Raw genomic sequence first — 17,014 nt, forward strand, 5'->3', positions numbered from 1 at the left:
AGGGCGGGGGGCGGGGCGGCGGCTCAGGTTCACTATGCGGCCTTGCCACCGGCCGAGCGGCGGGTGCCTGCGCTGAAAAGCGGCACCAACGGCCGCAGGACCCCGGGCGGGTGCCCGTGTGATCCCTAATGCCGTTTCCGGGGCCGTACACGGCATTTCTGCAGGGTCATTGCGATCACCCAGAATCAACGACAGTGCGCAACCATTGCCGCGTCACGCCCGCGGGTGGGCCTGGTTGTAGGTGCGGGTGAGGCGTTCGATCGAGACGTGGGTGTAAATCTGGGTGCTCGACAGCGACGCGTGTCCGAGGATCTCCTGCACGCTGCGCAGGTCGGCGCCGCCGTTGAGCAGGTGCGTGGCCGCGCTGTGGCGCAGCCCGTGGGGCGCGGCATCGGCCCCGTGCGCGTTGAGGAACGTATGCACGTCGCGGCGGGCCGAGCGGGTGCCCAGCCGGCCGCCGCGCGCGCCCAGGAACAGTGCGGGGCCGCTGGAGGCCGCGGCCGCCATCCGGGGGCGGCCATCAAGCAGCCACGTGCTCACCGCGTCCAGGGCGGGCGCGCCGACCGGCACCACCCGGTCCTTGCCGCCCTTGCCGTGGACTCGAAGAGTGCGGCGTTCCCAATCGAGGTCGTCGACATCGAGTCCGCACAGCTCGGCGACCCGGATACCGGTGGCGTAGAGGACCTCGACGACCGCGCGGGCGCGCAGCTCGGCCGCACCGGTTCCGGCGCCGGCGCCGGAACCTGCACTGGCACTGGCACTGTGGCCGGTGTCGGCACCGGCGCTGCCACCGGCCGCGGCGGGTTCCGCGGCGGCAAGGGCGGCGGCGGTCTCGTCCTCGCTGAGGACCGCGGGCAGGGTCCGGGGCGCACGCGGTGCCGACAGCCGCGGTCCCGGGTCGTGGCCGATACGGCCCGTGCGGTACAGGAACGCGGTGAACACCCGGGCGGCGGCGACCCGCCGCGCCATGGTCGCGCGCCCGGCGCCGTGGTCGCGCATGCGCGCCAGCCAGCCGCGCAGCGCCGCGAGGTCGAGTTCCGCCAGCGTGCACCCGGTGTGGTCCAGGTGGTCCAGCAGTGCACGGGCATCACCGAGGTAGGCGCGCACGGTGTGCGGCGACCGGTCGACGGCGAGGTGCCCGCGCAGGTCTTCAAGCAGCTCGCGGCGTTCCGGCGGATCGGCGCTCATACCGCCACCTGGGTTCCCGGCCACCGGGGCAACCGCGCCACGGCGTCGGCCTCGACCAGATACCGGGGATCGACCAGCCCGCTGACCTCGACGAGTGTGCTCGCGGGGCGGGGTTCGTGCACCAAATATTCGTCGACGGCCTGGCGCAGGTCGCCGAGGTCGGCCATGTGGCGCAGGTAGTAGGTGACCTTGACCAGATGGCGGATGCCGGAGCCGTGCTCGGCCAGCGCGGCGTCGATGTTGCGGAAAACCTGCCGGGCCTGGGTTGCCGCGTCGCCGTCGGCGACCGTTCCGTCGGTGTCGCGCGGTACCTGGCCCGAAACGAACACCAACGGCCCCTCGGCCACAACGGCGTTGCTGTACCTCTGGGCCATCCCGAACTCCTCTCGCTCGGCCGAATCCCCTCCTGCGCCGACCTTGGAACAGCCAACGTACTCCGTGCAAGCGTTTCGCCTCCTGGGCCGGGGCTCACCGGCGATCCGGTTCCGCGGCGGTTCGACCGGTGCCGCTCCCTCCCCGGGCGCGCCAGCCCGTGGGGCCGCGTTCGACGAAACCGGCGGCGGCGAGCAACCCCAGGCGGCGCAGTGCGGAGTCGAGACCGATGCCGCAGGCCGCGGCGATGGTGGCGGTACCGGCGCAGGTGCGTTCGGGCACGTTGCCGAGGACTTCGCGGGCGGCGGGGCCGAGTAAGCCGGGATCGAGCGCCGTGCCGTGGTCGGGGCGCAGATCGGCGCCGATCCTGCCGACCTGCTCGACGATGTCGTCGGTGCCGGTGACGCAGACGGCACCGCCGTCGCGCAGCAGCCGGTGGCAACCGGCCGAGAGCGCCGATGTGACCGGGCCCGGTACCGCCATGACGCAGCGCTGCAGGTCCTGGCTGTGCCGCGCGGTGTTCAGGGCGCCGCTGCGCAGCCCGGCCTCGACGACCGCGGTCCCGGGGGTGAGCGCGGCGATGATCCTGTTGCGCACCAGGAACCCGTGCCTGCTGGGCGGCGCGCCGGGCGGGTGCTCGCCGACGAGCACCCCGCGGGCGGCGATATCGGCGAGCAGGTTCTCGTTGCCGCGCGGATAGGCGAGGTCGAGCCCGCAGGCGAGGACCGCCACCGCGGGCGCAGCCGCGGCGAGGCTGCCGCGGTGGGCGGCGGAGTCGATGCCGTAGGCGCCGCCCGAGACCACCGCCCACGAACGCAGACCCAGTCCCCAGGCGAGGTCGGTCGCCACGTGCAGGCCGTAAGCCGTGGCCGCGCGTGCGCCCACGATCGATACCGAGCGCAGGCAAGCGTTCCGCAGGTCGTGTGCGCCGCGGACCCAGAGGGCGTAGGGGCGGCGCTGCTGGAGCCCGTCGAGCTGGGTGGGCCAGCCGGGATCGCCGGGGACGATCAGCCGGCTGCCGAGGTCGGCGGTCGCCGCGAGCAGGGCGTCAGGATCGGTCCGGGCCGCCCGATCGCGCCAGCGGGCGGCCCGCCGGGCGAAGGTGTCCGGTCGGACACCGGGCGGGGCCTGCGGAAGCTCGCCGTTCGACAGCGTCCGCCAGAGCGCGGCGGCGCCGTGTGCGTCGAGCAGCGCCCCCATTGCGGGGTCGCCGGGTTCGGCGACACAGGTAAGGCACGCCCGGGCCGTAGCGTCATCGTGCAACCCGGGTTCGCCGGCGTCCGCGACGGCACCGCCGCGGAGCGGCGTGTCGCCGGGGCCTGTGTCATGGAGGCCCGGGCCCGTGCCGTGGCGGCCACCAGCGTCGGGACCTGTTTCCTGGTGAGCAGAACCGTTCATGAGCACGGCGGCCCGGCACCGGTACCCGACCGGCGGGACACCGCCTCCCTCCTTCCAATAGCAATAAGCCGGCAGCAACCAGCGGTCCCGGCAGCCGCGCCCGTGCCGACGAGCGGCGATGCCCCCGGCGACTGCGGCGCCGCCATACCGGCACCCGCACCCGGGTGGCCCTCCTTCCAAAGCAATCGGGCCAACAGCAACCAGCAGCCCCCGTGCTTCTCCTTCATCGGGCCGCGGGCGGCGCGGCGGGTCAGGGGGCATCGCGGGCGGTTATTGGGCGCGTCCGGTCCAGAGGGCGTAGGCATAGGCGGTGTCCTCGGTGCCGGGTTCGGGGCGGTCGGCCAGGTCGGCGAGGGTCCAGGAGATGCGTAGGGCTCGGTCGAGGCCGCGGGCGCTGATCTCGCCGCGTTCCAGTGCGGCGGCCAGGACGCGTTGGGCCGCGGGTTGCACGGGGAAGCGCCTGCGGAGTTCGGCACCGGGAATGGCGGCGTTGGTGGTCCAGGGCGTATCGGCCAGCCGCGCCGCGGCGCGTTCGCGGGCCAGCACGACCCGCTGTGCAACGTCGGCCGAGGACTCCGCGCAAGCGCGGTCGGCCAGGAGTTCTGCGTGGGCGACGGGCTGGAGTTCGACCTTCAGATCGACCCGGTCCATCAGCGGCCCGGACAGGCGCGCCAGGTAGCGGCGGCGCTGCGGGGACGAGCAGGTGCAGGCGTTGCCGGACTTGCCGCACGGGCACGGGTTGGCGGCGAGAACAAGCAGGAACCGGGCGGGGAAACACGCGGTCGCGGCGGAGCGCGCGACGACGACTTCGCCGGTCTCCAGCGGCTGGCGCAGTGAATCGAGTACCCCGCGGGCGAACTCGGGGGCCTCGTCCAGGAACAGGGCTCCGCGGTGGGCCAGCGAGACACAGCCCGGCCGCAGCCGCGTGCTGCCGCCGCCGACGATCGCGGCTCGTGTGGCGGTGTGGTGGGGCGCGCAGAACGGCGGGCGGGAGATCAGCGGCGACCCCGCAGGCAGGGAACCGGCCACCGAGTGGACCGCAGTGACCTCCATGGATTCGGCGGCGGTCAGCGGCGGGAGCACGGTGGGGAGGCGTTCGGCCAGCAGGCTTTTCCCCGTGCCGGGCGGACCGACCATCATCAGGTGGTGGCCGCCTGCCGCCGCGATCTCCAGTGCGCGGCGGGCCACCGGCTGGCCGAGCACATCGGCGAGGTCGGGGCGGCGGGCGCCGGTACCGCTGCCGGTATCGGCCTGGGGGTCGTTGCCGGTTTCGCGCGACGGCGTATCGTCGCCGCCCGGCGGGTGATCGGCGACGGGTTCGCCGCGCAGCCGGGCCAGGAGTTCGGCCAGCGAGGCCACCGCCACAACCTTGATTCCTGGCACCAGTGCGGCTTCCTCGGCGTTGCCGCGGGATACCACGAAGGTGGAGTGTCCGCCGCGGACCGCCGCCAGCACCGCGGGCAGGACTCCGCTGACCGGACGCGCGCGGCCGTCGAGCCCGAGTTCGGCCAGGACGACCGCGCTGCGCAGATCAGCACCGGGCGCCGCGCCCTCGGCCGCCATGATGGCGGCGGCGATGGCGAGGTCGAAGCCGCTGCCGCGCTTGGGCAGGCTCGCCGGGGACAGGCTGACCGTGATGTGGCCCTCGGGCCAGCGTTCGCCGGAGTTGACCACCGCCGCTCTGATGCGGTCGCGGGCCTCGCGCAAGGCGGTGTCGGGCAGACCGACCAGGGTGAGTCCTGGGGCGCCTTCGCCCAGGTGGGCCTCGACCTCAATGGTGTGGCCGTCGACCCCGATGAGAGCCATTGAGCGGGTGCGGGCCAGGGCCATCAGGCCACCCCCCGGTGGTGCCGGACGAAGACGCGGTCGCGGGCGAGCACGAGCACGCAAACCGCATCGACCCGCGCGGGCCTGCCGGCGCCCCCGTGTGCGGCGGCCCACCGCCGCGCCAGCCTGCGCAGCCGCCGCCGTTTGGGATCGGTGACCGCCTCCAGGGGCGACCCGAAGCGCAGTCCGGTGCGGGTCTTGACCTCGGCGACGACGATGGTAGGGCCTTCGCAGGCCACGATGTCGATTTCGCCCTCGGGACAGCGCCAGTTGCGCGCGAGGATGCGCAGCCCGGACCGCTCCAGATAGGCCGCAGCGATGTCCTCGCCGCGGGCGCCGAGCAGCACCCGGCTGCGGTTACCCGGCCCCCGGCAAGGAGGCGCTTTCACACGGTCGCTGCTGGAGGAAGGGGACGCGATGCGGCGGAAAAAGCTCATGCTTCCAGCCTGGCCAGGCGGCCCGTGCCAATCCAGTCGAATCAGCCGCCTGTGGAAACCCGCGCCGCCCCCGCCCCGGCAGCACTCGCGGCACCCCGATCAGCCGCGGCCCAGGACCGCCCGCGCCGCAAAGGCCGCATCGGCCGTGGGCACGACGATGCGGGAGGTGCCGGGGGACCCCTTATTTCAAGTCAACCCGACACCAACCCCACACCACCAACCCGATCCGCCGGCCTGTGGACAACCGCGCGGCAGGCACGCAACACGCACCCGAGACGCAGCGGCGATCAACCCCACCCGCCGTGGTGACCGGGCAAGCGGGCGGGCGCCGGAGATGATCATGCGGAAATACCGAGATCCGGCGCCGGATCTGGGCATTTCCGCAGGGTCGCTAGCGGCGCCGGCGCGTGGGCGCCAACGGGGGCTCAATGGCGACGGGGCCGCCCGGGTCACCGGTCCGGCGACCGGGGGCCGCAGGAGCGGCGGCAGCGTGGCAGCGGGACGGCCGGGCGACCGGGAGAAGAACCGTGCTGGGGCGGGATGGCCTGCGGCGCAACCCGCCCGAGCTCTAGAGAACTAAAGAACCTAGTGCGGTTTGCCCGTGGCGGGGACCTCCAGGTCGGACTTGGTGATCTCCTCGACGTTGACGTCCTTGAACGTCACCACGCGCACATTCCGGACGAACCTGGCCGGGCGGTACATGTCCCAGACCCAGGCATCCTCCATCGTGACCTCGAAGTACATCTCGCCGTTTTCGGTACTGCGCGGCTGTAGATCCACGTGGTTGGTGAGGTAGAACCTGCGTTCGGTCTCGACCACGTAGCTGAAGAGGCCGACGACGTCCCGATACTCGCGATAGAGCTGCAGCTCCATCTCGGCTTCGTACTTCTCCAGGTCCTCAGAACTCATTTCGCGCTCGCTTTCGTCGTGCAGTCCCGGTTGAGCGGCCCGGCCCCCTTAGCCTGCGGGGTCTCGCGGGACGTATCCCGCTTGATCAATCCACTACAGCAACCATGATGCGCTACGTGTCAACTGCCGCCGCCGGCCGCTACACAACGGGGCGGGGCAGGCAGGGGCGGCGGGGCACGAGCCGGGCAGGGACGGCCCGCCCCTGCCCACCGGCTCAGTCCTGCCGGTCGGTGCCGGAGCGGCGGCGGGTGCGCGGTGCGGGCCGCCGCGCGCCGAGCAGTACCCGGCGGCCGGTGCGGTGGATGGGGACCGCCGCGGCCGCGCCCAGGACGAGCGGCAGCGCGGCCGACGCCTGTGCGGGGTTCTCGGGCGCCGGGCCCGCCGCCGAACCGCCGGCCGCACCGGCGGTGTCCTGCTGCCCGGATCCGCCGGAGGCGCCGCCGGCCGATTCGGGCGTGCCCTCGTTGAGCTCGGCGAAGGTCTCGGGCACGGGCATGGTGGACCACCGGTCCAGCGGCCACACGATCAGCGAGGCGCGGCCCACCACGTGGTCGATGGGCACCGAGCCCCCGCCCGGTTCGCTCTGGTGCCGGCGCGAGTCCTTCGAGCTGACCCGGTGGTCGCCCATCAGCCACAGCCGGCCCTCGGGCACCGAGACGGGTCCGAATTCGACGTGGGTCTCGACGCTGCCGGGGTACAGGTAGGGCTCGTCGAGCGGTTCGCCGTTGACCAGGACCCGGTTCTGGGCATCGCAGCATTCGACGGTGTCGCCGGGCACCCCGACGACCCGCTTGATGTAGTCGCGGCCGGTGGGCGAGGCGCCGAACTGCTGGCCGACCCAGTTGAACATGCGGGCGACGGGGTTGGTCGGCTCCTCGACCGGCACCGCGGCCGGCCCTTCGTCCCAGGACCCGCCGCCGTTGAACACGACGACGTCGCCGCGTTCGATGTCGCGCACCTGGTAGACGAGCTTGTTAACCAGTACCCGGTCGCCGATGAGCAGTGTGTTCTCCATCGACCCCGAGGGGATGTAGAACGGCTGGGCGATCCACGTGCGGATAACGAACGCCAGAACCAGCGCGATGACGATCAGGATCGGAAGTTCCTTCCAGAACGATCCCGATTTCCGCGCCTTCTCGTCCGTGCCGTCCTTCTTGGCGTTCATCGAATCCCCGCTCTCGGCTGCTCTGCCTCACCGCCCGCATCGGCCTGCACAGCGGCACCACCGCCCCGACACGACTTTGGCTCCCCCACGCGGACGAAGGAGAGCCAGAGTCGTCGGATTCGGGCGCCGTCACCGCACCCGGGAGTGCCGGGCGCTGCAGCGGGGGCCGATTCGTCGATGGTCATCGAAAACGAAGCCTATCCGAGCGCAGCGCCGCATGTCGGGCATTGGCGCGCGAGGCCCCGTGCGCGGCGCATCGGCCCCGCACCGCAGGGTCAGCGGCGCTCGGGGATGCGGGCGGCCTTGCCGCGCAGGTTGCGCAGGTAGTACAGCTTCGCCCGGCGCACGCGGCCGCGGGAGGCGACCTCGATCTTCTCGATCGCCGGGGTGTGCACGGGGAAGGTGCGCTCGACACCCACGCCATAGCTGATCTTGCGGACGGTGAACGTCTCGCGGTTGGCGGCTCCGTGGCGCCGGATCACGACACCCTTGAAGACCTGAACGCGCGAACGAGTGCCCTCAGTGACGCGCACGTGCACGTTCAGCGTGTCGCCCGGGCGGAAATCAGGAATGTCCGTGCGAAGTTGAGTCTTCTCAATTTCCTGAATAGCGGTGTGCATCTCAGCGGTTCCTCATCGATTGCGCGCCGCGGCGACGGACAGTGCGGTTCGCGCGGGCGGATCTGCTGCTGGGGTCGTATCGGTAGGCCTCTGTCGGATCGTGGCGGCCGCGTGCCGGTAAAGAAGGCATGCGAACAACGCGCGACGGCAGGGGCAACTCCCCTAGTCTGCCATAGGTGCGCCACCGCTCTGCAACGGATGTCCCCGCGGGAGCGGGGCCGACCGGGCCGCACAGGGGCGCAACCCCCCGCACAGCCCGGGATCGGGCCCACGGCCGGAAATCCCGGCCGGCGGCGCCGGTGACCGCCCCGGCAGCACCTGCAGCCGCTGCGAGCGCAGCGGGCGCTACAGCCGCCGACCTACACGCGGCCCGACTCCTCGCCCGGCGAACCGCCGGACTCCGCCTCATCCAGCAGTTCGCGGACCAGGTCCCGGTCGGGCCCGGCCTGCTGTTCGGCGGCCATCTCCCGCAGCAGCTCCGGACGGTTGCGGGCGGTCTTGCGCAGCGCTTCGCGGCGCCGCCAGCGGTCGACCGCCCCGTGGTCGCCCGACAGCAGCACGGGCGGGACCTCGTGGCCGCGCCACTGCGCCGGTTTGGTGTAGACGGGGCCTTCGAGCAGGTTCTCCATGGCGCCGGAGGCGAACGAGTCCTGCACGGCCGACTCGGCGTTGCCCAGCACCCCGGGCAGCAGCCGCGAGACCGTCTCAACGATGACCAGCGTGGCCGACTCGCCCCCGGCCAGCACGTAGTCGCCGATGCTCAGTTCCTCCACCGGCATGCGCTGTGCCGCGTCGGCGGCCACCCGGGAGTCGATGCCCTCGTAGCGCCCGCAGGCGAACACCAGCCACGGCTCCGCAGCAAGCCCTTTGGCCCGCTCCTGGGTGAATGGCGTGCCGCTGGGTGTGGGCAGCACCAGCCGCGGCGGCGGGGCGCCGCCTGCGGTCACCGTGTCGAGGGCCTCGCCCCAGGGCTCGGGTTTCATGACCATGCCCGGCCCGCCGCCGTAGGGCGTGTCGTCGACGGTGTTGTGCCGGTCATAGGTCCAGGACCGCAGGTCGTGCAGCCGGATGTCGAGGATGCCCGCCGCCCGCGCCTTGCCGATGAGCGACAGCTCCAGCGGCGCGAAGTAGTCGGGGAAGATGCTGATGATGTCGATGCGCATAAGTGTGCGGTTCCGGCGGCGGTTCCGGCCCGCGGCCGCCGGTAGGTGTCTGCGGGATGGGATGCGGGCGGCAGGGCGGCGCAGGCGCCGGGCTCAGTCGCCCAGTTCCAGCAGGCCGGGCGGCGGATCGATCACCAGCAGGCCGGCCTCGGTGTCGACTTCGGGCACCAGTTCGCGGACGAAGGGCACCAGCACCTCGGCTCCGGAGGTGTCTGTGATGGCCAGGACGTCCTGTGCGTTGTGCAGGATGTCGGCGACGGTGCCCACCTCGGTTCCGTCGGTGGTGCGCACCCGCAGTCCGATCAGTTCGTGGTCGTTGAACTCATCGGGGTCGCCGGGCGGCGGCACATCGGCGGAGTCGACCAGCAGCGTGGTGCCGCGCAGCGCCTCGGCGGCGTTGCGGTCGCGGATGCCGGTGAATCGGACGAGTAGCCCGCCCGAGCGCGCGCGCACCGCCGAAACGGTGAGCGGGCCGGCGCCGGCGGGGTCGGTCTGCAGGACGGAGCCGGGCGCGAAACGCGCGTCGGGAGCGTCGGTGCGCACTTCCACGGTGACGGCACCGCGGATTCCGTGGGCGCGGCCGATCCGGCCGACGACGAGACGCATCGTCCTCCTGCGGTATTGCGAACACCGGTGTGCGGATGTGCGGAACCGGCGTTGCGAAAATGGTCAGCGAACTCGCGCAGAGGGCTGCGCGCACAACCGGACCGCGCCGCTCGGCGTGGAACGGCGCGGCGGCTCGGCCGGGCGCCCGCACACCTGCGGATCGCAGGTGGCGGGGCGCCCGGCCGAGCGCTCAGCGCACTTCGTTCAGGTCCAACAGGTCGACACGGACGTAGCGCCCGCCCGACAGCGAGCCGACGACGGTGCGCAGCGCCTTGGCGGTGCGACCGTTGCGGCCGATGACCTTTCCGAGGTCGTCGGGATGGACCCGGACTTCGAGCACCTTGCCCTTGCGGAGCCGTCGGGCTCTCACCTGGACGTCGTCGCTGTTCACGACGATGCCCCGAACCAGGTGCTCTAGCGCCTCTTCCAGCACGTCAGGCCTCGCCCTCAGGCTCCGTGGTCGTGTTTTCGCCGGTGGTGTTCTCGGCCTTCTCAGCCTTCTCAGGCTTGTCGGCCTTCTCGGTCTTCTGCGAGCCAGAGGACTTCCGCGACTTGCCGCCGCCCTTCGCGGACTCGTTGTCCGGCAGGACGAGCTCCTTGAGCACGGCCTGGAAGGCGGCCTCCTCGGCCTCCTTGTCGCGGGGCTCGGCGACCTTCAGCGGCCCCGGCTCCGGCAGCCCCTTGAACCGCTGCCAGTCGCCGGTCAGCTTCAGGATGTGCTTGACCGGGTCGGTGGGCTGCGCCCCCACTGACAGCCAGTGCTGCGCCCGCTCCGAGTTCACCTCGATGAAGCTCGGCTCTTCCTTCGGGTGGTACTTGCCGATTTCTTCGATGGCGCTGCCATCGCGCTTGGTGCGGGCATCGGCGACGACGATCCGGTACTGCGGCGTACGGATCTTCCCCATACGCTTGAGCTTGATCTTGACAGCCACAGGTGTGGTCTCTCCCAGTTGTGATGCGATTGCCCGTGGTCGCGCCGCGTGGGGATACGGCGGAACTTCGGGCCACGACGTAGGTGCCCGGGCTAGTTAGAGGGCTGGCCCATCACACCGTTAGTCAATCACCCATTGTGCCAGATGCCGGAGAGCGCAACGCGCGTTGCGGACTGTTCGGCGGGTCCGCCTGCGGTGGAAGCCGCCACACCGCCGGTATCGGACCGCGGAAAAAACCGCGGGGTGTTCAGCGCGCTCCCGCGCTGCGTACCCCGTTCGGCGGCCGGTGCGCCCGGACCCACGCCCCAACGGCGCGGCCCCGGGCGCAGCCGTCCGCTACTTCTTGGGCAGCTTGAAGTTGGAGAGGTCGGGGGTTGAGCCGCCGCCGAGTCCTGGGGGCAGTTGCCCGCCGCCCAGCCCCGGGGGCAGCTCCGGCGGCGCCTGCTGCTCGCCGCCGTCCTCGCGGCGCCGCTGGCGCTCGGCCTCGCGTTCGGCGTCCTGCTGCTTGGCCTTGAGCGGGTTGCCGCTGCGCTGCTTGCCCTTCTTCGCCTTCTTGGTCTGCGCCTTGGCCTTCTTGCGGTTGCCGCCGCCCGCGCCACCGCCCGGCATGCCGGGCATTCCCGGCATACCGCCGTTCTTCATCTGGCGCATCATCTTCTGCGCCTCGAAGAACCGGGTGACGAGCCCGTTGACGTCGCTGACCTGGGTGCCCGAACCATTGGCGATGCGCAGCCGCCGCGACCCGTTGATGATTTTGGGATTGCCGCGTTCGGCCGGGGTCATCGACCGGATGATGGCCGTGATGCGGTCGAGGTCCTTCTCGTCAACGTTGCTGACCTGGTCGCGCATCTGCGATATGCCCGGCATCATGCCGAGCAGGTTGCTGATCGGCCCCATCCGCCGGACCATGGCCATCTGCTGCAGGAAGTCGTCGAGGGTGAAGTCGTCCTCGGAGGCCAGCGTGCTGGCCATCTTGCTGACTTCGTCCTCTTCGAACGTGCGCTGCGCCTGCTCGATAAGGGTGAGCATGTCGCCCATATCGAGGATGCGCGAGGCCATCCGGTCGGGGTGGAACAGGTCGAAGTCGTCGAGTTTCTCGCCGGTGGAGGCGAACATGATCGGCCGGCCGGTGAGGTGCCGGATCGACAGCGCGGCACCGCCCCGGGCGTCGCCGTCGAGCTTGGTCAGCGCCACCGCGTCGTAGCCGACGCCGTCGAGGAACGCCTGGGCGGTGTTCACCGCGTCCTGGCCGACCATCGCGTCGACGACGAAGAGGATTTCGTCGGGATTGACCGCATCGCGGATGTCGGCGGCCTGCTGCATCATCTCGCTGTCGATGCCGAGGCGGCCGGCGGTGTCGATGATGACCACGTTGTGGTTGTTGCGCTCGGCCTGCTCGATCGAGGCCCGCGCAACCTCGACCGGGTCGCCCACCCCGTTGCCGGGTTCGGGGGAGAACACCGGGACTCCGGCGCGCTCGCCCACCACCTGCAGCTGGGTGACGGCGTTGGGCCGCTGGAGGTCGGCGGCCACCAGCAGCGGAGTGTTGCGTTCGCCGGCCAGCCACCGCCCGAGCTTTCCGGCAAGGGTGGTCTTGCCCGAGCCCTGCAGGCCGGCGAGCATGATGACGGTCGGCGGGTTCTTGGCGAAGCGGATTTCGCGGGTCTCGCCGCCGAGGATCTGCACGAGTTCCTCGTTGACGATTTTGATGACCTGCTGCGCCGGGTTCAGCGCCTTGGAGACCTCGGCCCCTTGAGCGCGCTCCTTGACCTGCGCGATGAACGCGCGGACCACGGGCAGCGCGACATCAGCCTCCAACAGCGCGAGACGGATCTCGCGCGCGGTCGCGTTGATGTCCTCCTCGGACAACCGCCCCTTGCCGCGCAGCGAGGAGAAGACCGAGGTCAGCCGGTCGGAAAGCGTCTCGAACACGAGTGTGGCCAGTCCTTCATCTCGGGATTCTCTCCCCAGGTTACCCGTCGGAACGCGCCGTGCGCGCCCCGGCGGGCGCGCGTTCGCACCCGGGCGGCGGTCAGTTTCCGGCCGACTCCGGCGCCGAGGGGGATCCCGAGGCGCCGGCCGACGGCGACGAGCCCTCCATGGCGGCGTCGCGCTGCTCCTCGATGGTGGAGACCAACTCCTTGCGGGCGTCGCCGCTGAGCGCGGTCGTGGACAGTTGCGCGTCACCGCTGACCTGGTAGGACTGCGGCGATGTGCTGGGTTCGAGGTTGAAGTCGACGCCGCAGGAGAGCTTCACGTTCTTGCCGGTCTTCAGCGATGCGGAGTCGTCGCACTTCTTGGTGCCGAGCTCGTCGTTCTCGACCTTGGCGTCCATGCGCACGAGGACGCTGAGCTCGCCGCTGGTGGAGTCGTCGCCGCTGGAGTCGTCCTTGACGGTGCCGGTGACGTCGCAGGCGCCGCCGGTCTCGCAGTTCAGGCTCAGCTGCTCGCTCCAGCTGACGGGCATGCGGGCGTCGGGCGAGCCGCTCAGTTCGTCTTGGACGGTGGCGAGCACGTCCTCGTACAGGGTGCCGATTTCGGCGGTCTCGGGAACGGTGAAGTTCAGCCGGCTGCGCGGCCCGGAGTCGGCGCCCTCGGGGGCCAGCTCCTCGATCTCGGCGCGCAGCAGTTCGCCGGACTCCTCGCCGACCCACACGCGGTTCTGCTCGCCTCCCTGCAGGTCGATCCGGTAGGCGGTGGTGCCGTCGAGGTTCTCCAGCTTGGCCTTGCCGCCGGCGGGAGGCATGGCGCCGATGATGTCGGCGAGCGCCTCCGGGGTCAGGGCCTTGCCCGGATCGACGCCGAGTTGGCTGCCCGATACCCGGACCCAGCTGTCGGCGTAGCTGTCGGTGTCGGGGTTGACGATGCTCTGGTCCAGCCAGTAGGCGTCGGGGGCGTTCACGAACAGCTTGCTGTCGGCCTGCATGACCTGGGCTTCGTTGCCGCTGGCGCGCAGTGTGCCGTCGACCGCTCCGGCGCTGGTGGTGGTGAGCGAGACGTCGTTGACCGCGCTGTTCTCGGTCTGGGAGATCTGGCCCTGCACGTTGACTGCGGGCTGGCTGCGCAGGGTCTCCAGTGCGGAATCCAGCAGCGGCCCCGCCTTGACCGGCGTTGGCGAGGGTGAGGGGTCCTCGCCGCCGGGCCGGAACTCGCTCAGGTCGATGCCGCAGCCGGACGCGCCGATCACGACTGCGGCCGTCGCTGCTCCGAATACCAGGCGTGAGCGCGATCGGCGGGTAGTGGGATGAACCGGCGACATCTTGCCTCCTGGCCCCCTGCCACGGGGCGCACATGTGTCTGCGGAAACTTGGCTGGGAATCCGACGCGCGGGCCACCGCTTCGGCTCCGGGCACGTTCGAAAGGAGGGGTGCTGGACGCTGCGCGAACCGGGCAGGGGGCCGCGGCGCGTGTCCCGCGCCCTCTCCGTTGCGGCATAAGCGTACCGAACGCAGGGTGCGAGCGAAGCGGTCGCGGGCGCGCCGACACGCAATCGGGTCCGGCCGGACCCGGCCCCGAACCCGCGGTGCGCGGGATTGCGCGCCGCATCCGCGCCGGCGCCCGGCGCGCCGATTGGGTGAGTGAAACCACGCCGACCGGGAAATATGCCCGGAAACGCCCACCCTGGGGCATGCGTCGGACACGCAACGGGGCCGACGGGGAGTTCTTCCCCGCCGGCCCGGTTTCACCTCACGGCATTGTCCGGCTCGGTCGTACCGCCTCCACGTTGAGCCGGGTCAGGACCGGGCCTGCTGTGAGGCCACCTCCTCGCCCGGAGGCGTCGGCGAGGAGAGCTCACCGCCTTCTTCGAGTTCGTCCAGCTCATCGAAGGCGTATGCGGTCTCGGAGTGCAGTTCGGCGTCGAGCCCGTTGGTCTCGACGTGCTCGGGGATCCGGAAGCCCATGATCAGGTCGATGATCTTGGCGATGACGAAGGTGACCGCGAACGAGTACAGCAGGACACCGACCACCGCCACGGCCTGGACCGCCAGCAGGCCGATGGAGCCGCCGTAGAGCAGGCCCGCGGAGCCGTTGGCCGAGGAGGCGGCCAGCAGCCCGATCAGCAGCGAGCCGACGATGCCGCCGACCATGTGGATGCCGACCACGTCCAGGGCGTCGTCGTACTTGAACTTGAACTTCCAACTGATGGCGTAGGCGCAGATGGCGCCGGAGACCAGGCCCAGCGCGATCGCGCCCAGCGGGGTGACGTCGGCAGCGGCCGGGGTGATCGCGACCAGGCCGGTGACCGCGCCGGAGGCAAAGCCCAGAGCGGTGGCCTTGCCGTAGCGGATGCGTTCGACCAGCATCCAGGCGCCGGTGGCGGCGGCCGTGGCGACCTGGGTGTTGAGCAGAGCCAGCGCGGCGGCGCCGTCGGCGGCGTAGGCCGAGCCGGCGTTGAAGCCGAACCAGCCGAACCAGAGCAGTGCGGCGCCCAGCAGCACGAAGGGGAGGTTGTGCGGACGCATCGACTCCGAGCCGAAGCCCTTGCGGCGGCCCAGCACGAAGGTGAGCGCCAGGGCGGCGGCGCCGGCGTTGATGTGCACCGCGGTGCCGCCCGCGAAGTCGACGACGTTGTAGCCGCCGATCTCCAGGCTGCCGATCCACCCGTCGCCCCACACCCAGTAGGCCACCGGCGAGTACACCAGCAGCGACCAGATCGGGACGAAGAGCAGCCATGCGCCGAATTTGGCGCGGTCGGCGATGGCCCCGCTGATCAGCGCGACGGTGAGCACGGCGAACATCATCTGGAAGCCCACATCGAGCAGGACCGGGATGCCGCCGTCGACCTCGCTGATGAGTCCGGTGACGCCCAGGTAGCCCAAACCGCCGATGAAGGCGCCTGCGCTGTCGTAGGCGAGCGAGTACCCGATGACCACCCACAGGACGCTGACGAGCGCGATGCTCGCGAAGCTCATCAGCATCATGTTGAGCACGCTCTTGGCCCGCGACATGCCGCCGTAGAAGAACGCCAGTCCCGGGGTCATCAGCATCACCAGTGCCGATGAGATGAGCAGCCACGAGGTGGTGCCGCTGTCGATGCCTTCCATTGCGTCGCCTCCATAGATCGGGCGGGGGATTCGCCGTCGTAATCCGAGGAATGGATCGGCGAGCACGCCATCGGGCCCGGCCAAGATCACTACGCCCCTCACCCTCGGGGCCGTGTGTTACCCCGCGCCGCCTGCGGTGTTGCACCGCCGTAAAGAGATGGCCCGTGGTGTTACATATCGGTGAATGGACTGGTCACAGCCGACTTAGGGGCATTCGGCGCCCGCTGCCGCGGCGCACAGGCGGCACCCGGTGCGGGCGGCTCGCCGCCGGATGCTCGTTAAGAACCCGCAAGGCCCGAGCTGAGACCGGCGCAAGTAGCGAATGGTGCGGGTTCACCTGTTGCACAGAATCGGGACATGCCATGACCGCCAATCCCCTACCGGTGATCAATTGCCGGGGGCCGACCAAGAGCTACGGGCGCTACCGCGCCCTTTCGGGCGTCGACCCAAAGTGGGCGGCAACCCGGCGCCCGGGGAGTAGCCGGCGCACCCCGGCACCACCCGGCGCCGCGCGGTGGCTCGATGCCTCGGGGTGGCGCGGCCGCGGGACGGCAAGGGTGGCGGGATCTGGCCCCGGCGCTGCCCTGGTGGAGCGATGCGCGCGTCGTACACTCACGGTATGCCCTACCACGCTTATGAACAGCCCGTCTCCGGTGGCCAGTGGTCGTATATGGCCACCTACGCGACGCCTCGTGAGGCGGCCGACTGGCTGAAGGATCGCGCCCGCGAGATCCGGATTCCGGACATGGCAGAGCTCCAAACCGCGAACCCGGTCGTCCGCTCGTACTTCGCCGAAACGCGGTTGGCCAACGGCGAACCGATCATGTGGACGGTGGGTACTCCTCCGGTGGGACGGAATTTGGCTGTGCAGCCCCAAATCTGAGGAGTCGCCGGGTGGGCCATAACGCGAAACACCGCGACAAGGACAACGACTGGTACTGCACCTACTGTGCACACAAGAACGCTCAGCAGGCGGTCCACTGCCGTGTGTGCGGTCGTCCGAAGCGAACGGTGGGCTGGTAAGGCGTAGGCACGACGAAGGGGCCGATCCCGTGGCGGGGCGGCCCCTTCGTCGTGCCCGGCGGCTTGGCGCGTGCCACGTGCTCGTCGTCGGCTGGCCGAGTCCATGGGCTGGAACGACCTGTCCACGCCCGAGGGGTACCTGAGCGGGACCGTGTTCTCGCTGCTGACCCCGATCCTGGTCACGGTCGCCGCGATCGCCTTCGGCACCCGCGCCGTCGCGGGCGGGGAGGGAGGGGGCGCCTTGGAGCTGGTGCCGGCACTGCGCGCTCGACCCGAACCGCTGGTCAACGGGGTCGACGCCGGGTACACGGCGGTGCTGGTGGCCGTTC

Annotated in this window: 16 protein-coding genes; 1 reads left to right on the forward strand and 15 read right to left on the reverse strand. The window is 71.1% G+C overall.

Annotation, left to right across the window (positions count from 1 at the left end; all coding sequences use genetic code 11):
- Positions 1–213: 213 nt before the first annotated feature.
- From ACYVD5_RS14405 to ACYVD5_RS14475, 15 genes are all read right to left on the reverse strand, one after another.
- Positions 214–1,188 carry a tyrosine recombinase XerC gene (locus ACYVD5_RS14405; protein ID WP_461001540.1) on the reverse strand — a complete coding sequence of 325 codons (975 nt, stop codon included), beginning with the start codon at positions 1,186–1,188 and terminating at the stop codon, positions 214–216.
- A complete protein-coding gene (locus tag ACYVD5_RS14410) occupies positions 1,185–1,562 on the reverse strand; it encodes a RidA family protein (protein ID WP_461001541.1) in 378 nt (125 codons plus the stop codon). Before ACYVD5_RS14410 ends, ACYVD5_RS14405 begins: the two co-directional genes overlap by 4 nt.
- Positions 1,563–1,656: 94 nt before the next feature.
- On the reverse strand, positions 1,657–2,823 hold the full coding sequence (gene dprA / locus ACYVD5_RS14415) for a DNA-processing protein DprA (RefSeq protein WP_461001542.1): 1,167 nt from the start codon (positions 2,821–2,823) through the stop codon (positions 1,657–1,659).
- Positions 2,824–3,228: 405 nt separating this feature from the next.
- Positions 3,229–4,788 carry a YifB family Mg chelatase-like AAA ATPase gene (locus ACYVD5_RS14420; protein ID WP_461001543.1) on the reverse strand — a complete coding sequence of 520 codons (1,560 nt, stop codon included), beginning with the start codon at positions 4,786–4,788 and terminating at the stop codon, positions 3,229–3,231.
- Positions 4,788–5,132 carry a YraN family protein gene (locus tag ACYVD5_RS14425; protein WP_461001544.1) on the reverse strand — a complete coding sequence of 115 codons (345 nt, stop codon included), beginning with the start codon at positions 5,130–5,132 and terminating at the stop codon, positions 4,788–4,790. The genes ACYVD5_RS14420 and ACYVD5_RS14425 overlap by 1 nt, the downstream gene beginning before the upstream one ends.
- Positions 5,133–5,807: 675 nt before the next feature.
- Entirely contained in the window at positions 5,808–6,131 is a 324-nt protein-coding gene (locus ACYVD5_RS14430) for a DUF2469 domain-containing protein (RefSeq protein WP_156001510.1), read from the reverse strand.
- 214 nt (positions 6,132–6,345) lie between these two features.
- The gene (lepB, locus tag ACYVD5_RS14435; protein ID WP_461001545.1) at positions 6,346–7,296 is read right to left on the reverse strand and encodes a signal peptidase I; all 951 of its coding nucleotides are present in this window, start codon (positions 7,294–7,296) and stop codon (positions 6,346–6,348) included.
- A 275-nt stretch (positions 7,297–7,571) separates the two neighbouring features.
- On the reverse strand, positions 7,572–7,916 hold the full coding sequence (gene rplS, locus ACYVD5_RS14440; RefSeq protein WP_461001546.1) for a 50S ribosomal protein L19: 345 nt from the start codon (positions 7,914–7,916) through the stop codon (positions 7,572–7,574).
- 359 nt (positions 7,917–8,275) lie between these two features.
- Positions 8,276–9,079, reverse strand: a complete 804-nt coding sequence (gene trmD, locus ACYVD5_RS14445) for a tRNA (guanosine(37)-N1)-methyltransferase TrmD (protein WP_461001547.1) — start codon at positions 9,077–9,079, stop codon at positions 8,276–8,278.
- A 93-nt stretch (positions 9,080–9,172) separates the two neighbouring features.
- Positions 9,173–9,685: a ribosome maturation factor RimM gene (gene rimM, locus ACYVD5_RS14450; protein ID WP_461001548.1), complete on the reverse strand. Its 513-nt coding sequence runs from the start codon at positions 9,683–9,685 to the stop codon at positions 9,173–9,175.
- Positions 9,686–9,875: 190 nt separating this feature from the next.
- A complete protein-coding gene (locus tag ACYVD5_RS14455) occupies positions 9,876–10,118 on the reverse strand; it encodes an RNA-binding protein (RefSeq protein ID WP_461001549.1) in 243 nt (80 codons plus the stop codon).
- A gap of 1 nt (position 10,119) precedes the next feature.
- Positions 10,120–10,617, reverse strand: a complete 498-nt coding sequence (gene rpsP / locus ACYVD5_RS14460) for a 30S ribosomal protein S16 (RefSeq protein WP_461001550.1) — start codon at positions 10,615–10,617, stop codon at positions 10,120–10,122.
- A gap of 336 nt (positions 10,618–10,953) precedes the next feature.
- Positions 10,954–12,549, reverse strand: a complete 1,596-nt coding sequence (gene ffh, locus ACYVD5_RS14465) for a signal recognition particle protein (RefSeq protein ID WP_461001551.1) — start codon at positions 12,547–12,549, stop codon at positions 10,954–10,956.
- Between the two features lie 100 nt (positions 12,550–12,649).
- The gene (locus ACYVD5_RS14470) at positions 12,650–13,804 is read right to left on the reverse strand and encodes a LolA-like protein (RefSeq protein WP_461001552.1); all 1,155 of its coding nucleotides are present in this window, start codon (positions 13,802–13,804) and stop codon (positions 12,650–12,652) included.
- Positions 13,805–14,351: 547 nt separating this feature from the next.
- A complete protein-coding gene (locus ACYVD5_RS14475) occupies positions 14,352–15,662 on the reverse strand; it encodes an ammonium transporter (protein ID WP_461001553.1) in 1,311 nt (436 codons plus the stop codon).
- A gap of 619 nt (positions 15,663–16,281) precedes the next feature.
- On the opposite strand from ACYVD5_RS14475, the gene ACYVD5_RS14480 reads away from it, so the two are divergent.
- Positions 16,282–16,545, forward strand: coding sequence for a hypothetical protein (locus ACYVD5_RS14480; RefSeq protein WP_461001554.1), 264 nt, complete (start codon positions 16,282–16,284; stop codon positions 16,543–16,545).
- Positions 16,546–17,014 lie beyond the last annotated feature (469 nt).

Source organism: Streptomonospora sediminis (assembly GCF_054778995.1).

Bases quoted from the DNA above. Each gene is read 5' to 3' on its own strand.
- ACYVD5_RS14405 (WP_461001540.1), bottom strand. From the start codon at position 1,188: ATGAGCGCCGATCCGCCGGAACGCCGCGAGCTGCTTGAAGACCTGCGC.
- ACYVD5_RS14410 (WP_461001541.1), bottom strand. From the start codon at position 1,562: ATGGCCCAGAGGTACAGCAACGCCGTTGTGGCCGAGGGGCCGTTGGTG.
- ACYVD5_RS14420 (WP_461001543.1), bottom strand. From the start codon at position 4,788: ATGGCCCTGGCCCGCACCCGCTCAATGGCTCTCATCGGGGTCGACGGC.
- ACYVD5_RS14430 (WP_156001510.1), bottom strand. From the start codon at position 6,131: ATGAGTTCTGAGGACCTGGAGAAGTACGAAGCCGAGATGGAGCTGCAG.
- lepB (WP_461001545.1), bottom strand. From the start codon at position 7,296: ATGAACGCCAAGAAGGACGGCACGGACGAGAAGGCGCGGAAATCGGGA.
- rplS (WP_461001546.1), bottom strand. From the start codon at position 7,916: ATGCACACCGCTATTCAGGAAATTGAGAAGACTCAACTTCGCACGGAC.
- trmD (WP_461001547.1), bottom strand. From the start codon at position 9,079: ATGCGCATCGACATCATCAGCATCTTCCCCGACTACTTCGCGCCGCTG.
- rimM (WP_461001548.1), bottom strand. From the start codon at position 9,685: ATGCGTCTCGTCGTCGGCCGGATCGGCCGCGCCCACGGAATCCGCGGT.
- ACYVD5_RS14475 (WP_461001553.1), bottom strand. From the start codon at position 15,662: ATGGAAGGCATCGACAGCGGCACCACCTCGTGGCTGCTCATCTCATCG.
- ACYVD5_RS14480 (WP_461001554.1), top strand. From the start codon at position 16,282: ATGCCCTACCACGCTTATGAACAGCCCGTCTCCGGTGGCCAGTGGTCG.